This window comes from Rhodoblastus acidophilus, assembly GCF_025961575.1.
GTDB lineage: Bacteria > Pseudomonadota > Alphaproteobacteria > Rhizobiales > Beijerinckiaceae > Rhodoblastus > Rhodoblastus acidophilus_C.
The window spans coordinates 72,612-80,119 of sequence record NZ_JAOQNX010000026.1 but is presented as its reverse complement, the minus strand read 5'-3'; the positions used below and the strand labels follow the sequence as shown (position 1 = coordinate 80,119).

The 7,508-nt window shown below is 66.9% G+C and carries 9 protein-coding genes; 1 reads left to right on the top strand and 8 read right to left on the bottom strand.

The genetic code is table 11. The features are described 5' to 3' along the window. Window positions 1-178: 178 nt before the first annotated feature. The 5 genes from M2320_RS17590 to M2320_RS17570 form a co-directional block, all read right to left on the bottom strand. The gene (locus tag M2320_RS17590) at window positions 179-598 is read right to left on the bottom strand and encodes a copper chaperone PCu(A)C (RefSeq protein ID WP_264598389.1); all 420 of its coding nucleotides are present in this window, start codon (window positions 596-598) and stop codon (window positions 179-181) included. Next, window positions 598-1,167: a Tll0287-like domain-containing protein gene (locus M2320_RS17585; RefSeq protein ID WP_264598388.1), complete on the bottom strand. Its 570-nt coding sequence runs from the start codon at window positions 1,165-1,167 to the stop codon at window positions 598-600. Before M2320_RS17585 ends, M2320_RS17590 begins: the two co-directional genes overlap by 1 nt. A 96-nt stretch (window positions 1,168-1,263) precedes the next feature. After that, on the bottom strand, window positions 1,264-1,854 hold the full coding sequence (locus tag M2320_RS17580; RefSeq protein ID WP_425540671.1) for a DsbA family protein: 591 nt from the start codon (window positions 1,852-1,854) through the stop codon (window positions 1,264-1,266). Further along, window positions 1,851-2,345 carry a DUF2202 domain-containing protein gene (locus M2320_RS17575; protein WP_264598387.1) on the bottom strand — a complete coding sequence of 165 codons (495 nt, stop codon included), beginning with the start codon at window positions 2,343-2,345 and terminating at the stop codon, window positions 1,851-1,853. Before M2320_RS17575 ends, M2320_RS17580 begins: the two co-directional genes overlap by 4 nt. Before the next feature lie 206 nt (window positions 2,346-2,551). Continuing rightward, on the bottom strand, window positions 2,552-3,025 hold the full coding sequence (locus M2320_RS17570; RefSeq protein WP_184424853.1) for a methyltransferase family protein: 474 nt from the start codon (window positions 3,023-3,025) through the stop codon (window positions 2,552-2,554). A gap of 131 nt (window positions 3,026-3,156) precedes the next feature. Here M2320_RS17570 and M2320_RS17565 point away from each other — a divergent pair, with 131 nt between their 5' ends. Next, a complete protein-coding gene (locus tag M2320_RS17565; protein WP_184424856.1) occupies window positions 3,157-3,342 on the top strand; it encodes a YgaP family membrane protein in 186 nt (61 codons plus the stop codon). A 71-nt stretch (window positions 3,343-3,413) separates the two neighbouring features. Here the strand turns inward: M2320_RS17565 and ftsZ are convergent, their stop codons facing one another. The 3 genes from ftsZ to M2320_RS17550 all read right to left on the bottom strand — a co-directional run bounded on the left by ftsZ (window position 3,414) and on the right by M2320_RS17550 (window position 7,489). After that, window positions 3,414-5,135 carry a cell division protein FtsZ gene (gene ftsZ, locus M2320_RS17560; RefSeq protein WP_264598386.1) on the bottom strand — a complete coding sequence of 574 codons (1,722 nt, stop codon included), beginning with the start codon at window positions 5,133-5,135 and terminating at the stop codon, window positions 3,414-3,416. A 273-nt stretch (window positions 5,136-5,408) separates the two neighbouring features. After that, window positions 5,409-6,719, bottom strand: a complete 1,311-nt coding sequence (gene ftsA, locus M2320_RS17555) for a cell division protein FtsA (protein WP_184424860.1) — start codon at window positions 6,717-6,719, stop codon at window positions 5,409-5,411. Continuing rightward, window positions 6,716-7,489, bottom strand: a complete 774-nt coding sequence (locus M2320_RS17550) for a cell division protein FtsQ/DivIB (RefSeq protein WP_264598385.1) — start codon at window positions 7,487-7,489, stop codon at window positions 6,716-6,718. The genes ftsA and M2320_RS17550 overlap by 4 nt, the downstream gene beginning before the upstream one ends. Window positions 7,490-7,508: the final 19 nt, after the last annotated feature.

The following is a 7,508-nucleotide window of genomic DNA, read 5'->3' as shown; positions in this document are numbered from 1 at the left end:
GGCCAGCGACGAAACAAAAGTCGCATCCACAGGCCGGAGACATGACCGCACCCGAAATGTTCATACCACGCCAAGAAAACCCTTGATCTAGGGGCCGTCCAGACAGGACAGGAACGCATTGCGCCCCCTGGCTGGGCGAAACCGGAGACACCGGGCGCGCAATGCGATCCAGTCCCCTTCAGTGCGGCTCGGCCTCGACCGTGAACACCACCGGCACCGAACCGGCGTTCTCAAAAATCAGCTCGCCGGTGATCTTGTCTCCGGCGACCAGCGGTTTTTTCAGGTTGCGCATCAGGATGTGATAGCCGCCGGGGGCGAAACTGAAACTGCGCTCCGCGGGAATGTCGATGTTGTAGAGCCGGCGCAGGTTCGGAACATCCTGAAGGATGCGGATGCCCGCGATCTCCGTGCTCAGCGCGGCGTCCGTCTTCACCCCGACCAGATGATCCATTTCGGCGGAATGATTGAAGATTTTCACATAGGCGCGGCCGACCACCGCCTTGGGCGGGGTGGGCTGCGCCCAGGGATGCTCGAGCAGGATTTCGGCCCGCGCGGCGCCCGCAAAAAGCAGCAGCGCCGCAACAGCAAGCGCGCGCATCACTTCGCCGCCAGGGTCTTTTTCAACGTGAAGACGCCGCGCATATCCCCCTCCTTGAACCCGAGCGCCTGGTCCTGCGGATAAAGCGCCTTGATTTTCTGTTGCAGGTCCGGCGCGACATTTTCGCCATGGCAGGTGAGGCAAAGCTCGCCCGTCGGAATGGCCTTCACCAAGCGGAACACTTTTTGTCCATTTTCATCCACCACTTCGGCGCTGGCGAGGTCTGCGGCCTTTTCTCCCTTGGCGATGCGGGCGAGGAACGCCTCCATCACCTTGCGCTCATAGGCGTCGGGCGCGGAGGCGGCGTTGCGCGGCTTCAGACTGGTGCGCGCCACCGACCAGCCGCTGTCCCGGGACATTTCGGCGGCGATCACCGGCGCCTGTTTGTTGCACACCTCCAGCGCGCCTTCCGCGCCGCCGGCTTCGATGGCCGAGCTCAGCGCCCCCTTGAGTTTGCCGCCATAGGCCTGGACGAGTTCGACCGCCTTGGCCTTCAGTTCGGGGGTGGGGGCGTCGGCCCAGGCGGGCGCGACGACGGCCAGAGTTGTGGCGGCGATCCAAACACGCATCAGCGTCTCCATTCCTTGCGGCGACGCTCCGGAATGCGCGGGCGTCGGTTCGCGTCCATGACTATCATGAAAATATGAATGTGTGAATGTATTTGCTTATCTTCCGCGCACCTGCGCGACCACGCGCTTGAAACCGTCGTAATCGAGGGGTTGCGCGATCTTGTAGGGGCCGATCAGAAACACCGGCGTGCCCGGCAGACCGAGCGCCTCCGCCTGTTCGTTATTGCGTTTCAGCAGCGCGGTGATCTCGGCGTCATGGGCGTCGAGGTCGGCTTGCAGGCGGGCGAGGTCGATCCCGGCGGCGCCGAGCGCCGCGGTCATGTCGGCTTCCGTGCGCGGGCCAGACAGGGACATCAACGTCCGATGCGCGACCTCGAACTTGCCCTGGTGGCGCGCGGCCAGAGCGAGCTTGGCGCTGACCACGGAGGTTTTCGAAAGGATCGGCCAGTCCTTGTAGATCAGTTTGATATGGCCGTCGTCGCGCGCCAGCCGCGCGAGCTCGGGCATGGCCTTGCGGCAGGAGGGGCAGAGATAGTCGAAGAAGATGACGACGGGAACGTCGCCCTTGGGATCGCCGCCGACGGGCGCATCGGGATCGTCGAGGATGGCGCGCACATCGATTTGCGCGCAGGCGGGGGCGGCGGCGAGCGCGGCCGCAAGCAGAAGGAGATGACGGCGGTGGATCATTCGGACGCCTGTGTGAGCGGTCGGTTCATGCGATAGGCCTCGGCGAAGCAGCGGAACGCCGGCAGATGACATTCGCGCGACGCGCGCATCAGCGCCTCGAAAATCTGCGCGATCACCGGATAGGCCGCGACCCGCGGGAGCAGGTCTTCGGTATAGAGGCGTTCGTTGCGGATTTCATCCTCGATCGCCGCCTCGCAGGCCTCGGCCAGCGTGTCCGGGGCGCTGCGCAAAATCTCGGGGCTGTCGAGGTGCGGGTTTGGCGGCGTCTTCGCGCCATAGGCGTCGAGGAGGCTGGTCAAGACGGCGGCGTGGCGCGCCTCGGATTCGGCGATGGGCGCGAAGGGCAGGGCGTAGGGAAACTTGCTCAGCACGGCGCGATAAAAGGCCTGGGCGCGGTATTCGTCGTCGAGCGCGCGGAGCACGGCCTGGAGCGCCTCGGCGGAAAGCGGCGTCTCCGGGGCGCCGATCTTTGGCGCACATTCGGCGTTCACGCTCGCCGCCTTGCATCCCCACCAGCCCTGACCGCCAGAATGGCCGCACCGCATGACGGACTCCAAACAAAACCTTTTTCGCGCCCGCCGGACGGAAACGGGGCCGCGTCGAAAGCGAAAAAAATCGTTGGAAACATGGGACGGTCAAGTTCGAGCGTCAACATGCGTTTCGCCGCGTGCGATCAAAGGCCGCAAGCGCGCGGCGCTCACCACAACCAGCGCGGCGTTTTCGCCGCGTAGGAACTCCATTCCGCGCCGAAGCGCGCCGACAGATGCGCCTCTTCGCGGCGGATGGCGAGGCGCTCGACGGACCAGGCGGCGGCGAAGCCGAGCGGCACGAACCACAGGGCGCCCAGTCCCAGCCCGATGCCGAGCGTGAAAAGCGTGTTGCCGAGATAGATGGGGTTGCGGGTGAAGGCGAACGGGCCGGAGGTCACCAGATGCGACGCGCCATGATTGGGCATGATGTTGGTGCCGGCCGAGGTCATGGCGCCCATCGCCCAGAGGTCGAGCAGAATGCCGGCCGCCGCGATCACGCGGCCGATCGTCAGCGCCCAGTGCGGCAGCGCGTCGCCGCTCGGCGCGAATTGCTCCAGGACGAAGCCGACAATCCACGCGATGCCGAAAATGACCGGAGGCCACGGCAGCACGTTGGGGCGCGCATGAAGATCGAGGGTCAACCGACACCGCCTTCTTTTCCCAGCAGATTAACGGATGGGCGCCCGGAGTAAATGACGCCGAACGCCGCAGCCCGCTTGAATTGGCCTTAAAACATTAATATAATCGAATATACAAAACAAGGAGGATGCTGATGACGCTCAACAATGCCGTTCGCGCTCTCGCCGGGACGATGGTGCTCATATCCGTCGCGCTGGTCTATTTCGTCTCCCCCTGGTTCCTGCTGTTCACTGTGTTCATCGGGCTCAACCTGATCCAGTCGGCCTTCACCGGTTTCTGTCCGCCGGAATTCCTGTTTCGCAGGATGGGCCTGAAGTGAGGCGGTGCCAAGGCCATGACCACAAACAAAAAAACCCGCCTCACGGCGGGTTTCTTGTTGGGTCTTGAACCTCAGCGGCTCTGGCGGCGCAGGAAGGCCGGGATTTCCAGCTGGTCCTCCTCGGGGCGCGGCAGGGCGCGGCCGTCGGCGGGGCGCGGCTGCTGCGGACGCGGCGCATATTCGGCGTGGACCGGCGCCGGCTTCTGCTGCGCATAGCCCTGCGGGGGAGCGATCTGCGGCTGCTGCGGGACGTGATGGGCGCGCAGCTCGTCGGCGCGGCTCATGCCGAAATTGGCGAGACGCTCGAGAAGGGTGCGGCGCTTGGTTTCAGGCTCCTGCTCGAGCGGCTGCTGGCCGCGCAGGAGATTCTGGCCCGGAATCGGCAGGTCGTCGATGCTCGGCATGCGGCGGCTCTGCGGCTGTTCGGCGGCCGGCGGAATGTACATCTGCTGCGTCGGCGCGGGGGCCTGGCGCACCTGCGGCGCAGGCGCCGGCGCGTGATAGGGCTGCTGGGCCACGCGGGTGATCTGCACGTCGGCGTGATGCGGGGCGTAGCCCTGGTCGACCGGGGCGGGATAATAGGCCTGGGGCGCAGGCTCCATCTGCGGGGCCGGAGCGGGCTCGGGCGCATAGATGGGCTCGGGCGCGGGCGCGGCCATCTGTTGCGCCGGGGACTGCTGGATCGGCATCTGCGCCGGGGCCGGCGGCTGGCCCTGGGCGGCGCGCGAGGCGTTGTCGGCGCGGGCGGCGGCTTGCGCGGCGGCCTGGGCGCGCAGGCGCTCGCCGGCTTCGGCGAGGCGCTGCTCGTTGACGTCGAAGGCGCCCAGCGGCTTGTCGATGCCGGTGGCGACCACGGAGACGCGGATGATCCCGTCGAGGCTGGAGTCGAAGGTCGCGCCGAGGATGATGTTGGCGTCCTCGTCGACCTCCTGGCGGATGCGGCTGGCGGCCTCGTCCACCTCGTAGAGGGTGAGGTCGTTGCCGCCGGTGATCGAGATCAGCAGGCCGCGCGCGCCCTTCATCGAGACTTCGTCGAGCAGCGGGTTGGCGATGGCCGCTTCGGCGGCGAGAATGGCGCGGCGGTCGCCGGAGGCCTCACCGGTGCCCATCATCGCCTTGCCCATGTCGCGCATGATGGCGCGCACGTCGGCGAAGTCGAGGTTAATCAGGCCTTCGCGCACCATCAGGTCGGTGATGCAGGCGACGCCGGAATAGAGCACCTGGTCGGCCATCGAGAAGGCGTCGGCGAAGGTGGTGCGCTCGTTGGCGACGCGGAACAGGTTCTGGTTCGGGATGACGATCAGCGTGTCGACCGCCTTGTGCAGCTCCTCGATGCCCTGGTCGGCGACGCGCATGCGCCGGGCGCCCTCGAACTGGAAGGGTTTGGTGACGACGCCAACGGTGAGGATGCCCATGTCGCGGGCGGTGCGCGCGATCACCGGGGCCGCGCCGGTGCCGGTGCCGCCGCCCATGCCGGCCGTGACGAAGCACATATGCGCGCCGGTGAGGTGGTCGCGAATTTCGTCCATCGCCTCCTCGGCGGAGGCGCGGCCGATCTCCGGCTGCGAGCCGGCGCCCAGACCCTCGGTGACCTGCAAGCCCATCTGGATGATCCGCTCGGCTTTGCTGGAGGTCAGCGCCTGAGCGTCGGTGTTGGCGACGATGAAATCGACGCCGGCCAGGCCGGAGGCGATCATGTTGTTGACCGCGTTGCCGCCGGCGCCGCCGACGCCGCACACCATGATCCGGGGCTTCAATTCGCGCAACTGTGGCGCTTGCAGGTTAATCGTCATGTCGGCCTCTTGTCCTCACCAGGTCTGGGCAGTTCTGGGCAGCGCGAGTGGAATGATCCCAAGCTTGTATGACTTCGCCGCAATATCGTTAGAATTTCGTTAACGCCGTTAACTTTTCGTCCACCACATTGCGGAGCCGTTGATGCGCAAGGCCTCGCTGCAGGTCGAAATGTTTACGTCCTCGTCGCAGCCGCCTCGCTCACCAACCCGAATCGAAACGACAGGCTTGCGTGATTCGCTTGCGCCAATCTGGAGGCCGACCGCGGCGCGGGTTTAAAAACTCTCGCGCAGCCAGCGGCCCATCCGGCCGAAATAGCCTTTCGACACAGGCGCGGCGGCGCCGGAGCGGCCGGGCTCGAAATATTCGCCGGCCGAAAACTGCGGATAGATCAGCAGGCCGACCGCCACGGCGAAGCCGGGGTTTTTGGCTGAATCCGGCAGGCCCTGCACGCCGAGCGGGCGGCCGATGCGGATCTGGCCGCCGAGAATGCGCCGGGCCGCGTCAGGCAGGCCGGTGAGCTGGCTGGCGCCGCCGGTGAGGACCACCCGGCGACCGGCGACCGGATGGCCGGCGGCGTTGAGCCGGTCGCGGGCGAGCTCCAGAATCTCTTCGACGCGCGGTGCGATGATCCGATTGAGATGCGCGCGCGGAATATGGGCGGGATTGTCGCGGTCTTCCGCCACCTGGACGATGGGCAGGGTTTCGCGCTCGTCGGAGGGCGAGAAGATCGCGCTGCCGTGCAGCGTCTTCAGCCGCTCCGCGTCGCGCAGCGGGATGTTGAGGACGCGGGCGATGTCCATGGTGACGTGGCGGCCGCCGATGGCGAACGCGTCGGCGTGGACCAGCTTGCTGTCCTGGAACACGCCCGTGCTCACCGAGCCGCCGCCAATGTCGAGCACGATGGCGCCCAGTTGCGCCTCGTCGTCGACCAGCACCGACAGGCCGGCCGCATAGGGGGTGGCGACCACGGCCTCGACCGAGAGATGGCAGCGCTCGATCGCCAGCATCAGATTGCGCAGCGCGGCGGAATCGGCTGACACGACATGGAATTGCGCGCCGAGCTTTTCGCCCATCATGCCGCGGGGATCGCGAATCCCGGAGGCGCCGTCGAGCGCGAAACCATTGGGCAGGCTGTGCAGCACGGAGCGGCCCGGCTGCGCCGTGCGCAGCGCGGTGGCCTCGAGCACGCGATGCAGGTCGTTGGCGGTGACGCCGGCGCCATAGATCGGCACATTGGCCTGGAAACAGGCGGCCGACAGCCGCCCGCCCGCATTGGCGACGATGACGCTCTCGACCTGGACGCGCGCCATGCGTTCGGCGGCGTCGACCGCCAGGCGCACCGAGGCTTCCGCCTCTTCCATATTGACGACCACGCCGGCCTTGACCCCGCGCGAGCGCTGGTGGCCGATGCCGAGGATGCGGGCGCGATGGGTGCGCCCGCGCAAGGCGTCGGAGCTCTCCACCGGCTCCAGCTTGGCGATCAGGCACACGACTTTGGAACAGCCGATGTCGAGCACGCAGAGCGTGGCGCTCTTGCGCGGCGACAGCGGTTTGAGGCGCGGAAGGACGAGCGGTTGGGTCATTTGGGCGCTCCCTTGTGCGGCATGGCGGCGGCGCGGGCGGCGGCGGCCTCTTCCGTCAGCCGTACGAACAGCCGTCCGGGGGTGCGAAAATCGAGCGAGACGATGTCCTTGTCGAGGATGCGGCTGTCCGACTGGAGCCGGGCCAGCTGGCGCAAGGCGGCGGCGGCGTCCTTCTCCGGCAGCATCACCTCGACGCCATTGCTCATCGACAGCGTCCAGCGCCGCTTCGACACCAGAATCCCGGCGCGCACCTTGTCCTTCAGCTCGCCGGCGGCGTCGAGCAGCGCCAGATATTCGTCGATGCGGTTGTTGGCGTCCTCGCCGACCACGAAGGGCAGGCGGGCGTGGCGGGCCTCGTGGAACTCGTCTATCGGCGCGCCGTCGGCGGCGACGATGCGGATCACCCCGTCCTTCTGCCAGACGGCGTGCGGCGTGCGTTCGGTGATCTCGATGATCAGCCGGTTGGGCAGCAGTTTTCGAATCTGGGCGTTCTTGACCAGCGGCAGGGTCATCAGCCGCGCGCGCACTTCGGCCGCGTCGAGGAAGGGCAGGGATTGCAGGCCGTTGACGCCGGCGCCCTTGAGGATTTGCGCCTCGTTCAATTCGAGCGTCCCGGAAATGGTGACGGTGTCGAGCCCGAAGCCGAGCGCGCGGGCGACAATGTCGGCGGGGGCGCCGTTGGCCTTGACGAAGGCGTCATATTCGCCGCCGCGCTGCGCGCCATAGAGGCCGACCGCGGCGAAAAAGACGAGGCCGAGGCTGAAGGGCACGCCGGGCCTGGCGAAAAAG